Genomic DNA, 1,085 nt, shown 5'->3' with positions numbered 1-1,085 from the left:
GGCTGGGTCTTCGCGGTGATCGGCCTGGGCGCCATCGTCGCCGGCCTCGGTGCGGGGCGGGCGAAGTACGTCGACGTCAGCAGCGAGAGAGTCTAGAGATACACCACCTCCAGGGTCGCCGAACCGTCCATGACGATATCGGTGCTCAGGTCCAGATTCTGTTTGGCGTTGATCACCGTCTCCAGGGTCAGCGTGCTGCTCAGGTTCTGGATCGCCGAGGGGCCGGCGGTGCTGCCGGCGGTGTCAGTGAAGCCCAGCAGGCTTTTGGCGCCCACGTCGATCGGGTTGCGGTTGGCCGTGCGCCAGGCCAGGCCGCCAGTGGTGGATTCGGTGCCGTAGACCTCGGCCACGGCATCCGCCACGGTCTGCTTTGGATCGAACGCCAGCGAGTACACGCCGATCTTGTTCGCGCTGTTGTCGAAGCCCAATCCGTAATAAATCTCGCTGTTGACGTGGGCCGAGCCGTCGCGGTTGTCGCGCATGCGCAACGCATAACGCACCGGACCGTTGCAGACCACCGTCAGGCCCAGGGACTTGACGGGCAGCCGCGTGCCGGTGGTGAGGTTGAGGTCTTGCTGGGCGATCTTGCCGAAGTCCACTAGCCCGTTGGCCGACAGGCTCGGAGTGCAGGACGCGGGGGTGATCACGCCGTTGACGTTCAGGTCGACGGTGGAGGCGGCATGCGCCGGTAGTAGGTTGACCAGCCCTGTACAGGCGACCAGAAAGATCAGCGATTTTTTCATGGTTCAACTCCTAGAGGTATTTCACGGTCAGGGTCATGGACCCGTCGATGGGTATTTCTTCGGTCAGCGGCAGCGAGGAGCAGGTATCGATGGAACATGGGGGTCTCCAATAGTGTTTAGAAGTAGGTGATTTCCAGGGTCGCCGAACCGTCGAGCGCTATTTCACTGCTCAGGTCCAGGCTGTCGAGCGGCGCGATAAAGGCTTTCAGGCTCAGTAACGCGCTGAGGTTTTGCAGGGCATTCGGGCCTTCGGTGCTGCCGGTGTTGGCGGTAAACCCCAGGAGGCTGCGCGCGCCTAACGGAAGGGGGCCGGCGCTGGCGCTGCTAAACACTATTGGAGAC

At 62.6% G+C, this 1,085-nt stretch carries 1 protein-coding gene and 1 pseudogene; both read right to left on the bottom strand.

Translation table 11 applies throughout. The features are described 5' to 3' along the window. Positions 1–92: 92 nt before the first annotated feature. Positions 93–743, bottom strand: a complete 651-nt coding sequence (locus L9Z73_RS31000; RefSeq protein ID WP_247408803.1) for a DUF1120 domain-containing protein — start codon at positions 741–743, stop codon at positions 93–95. A 116-nt stretch (positions 744–859) separates the two neighbouring features. Next, positions 860–1,085, bottom strand: a pseudogene (locus L9Z73_RS30995) (DUF1120 domain-containing protein); the annotation flags it as partial.

The organism is Pseudomonas emilianonis, assembly GCF_023072625.1.
Classification (GTDB): domain Bacteria; phylum Pseudomonadota; class Gammaproteobacteria; order Pseudomonadales; family Pseudomonadaceae; genus Aquipseudomonas; species Aquipseudomonas paraveronii.
The sequence above is the reverse complement of the archived record's forward strand: the minus strand, read 5'-3'. Positions and strand labels throughout refer to the sequence as shown.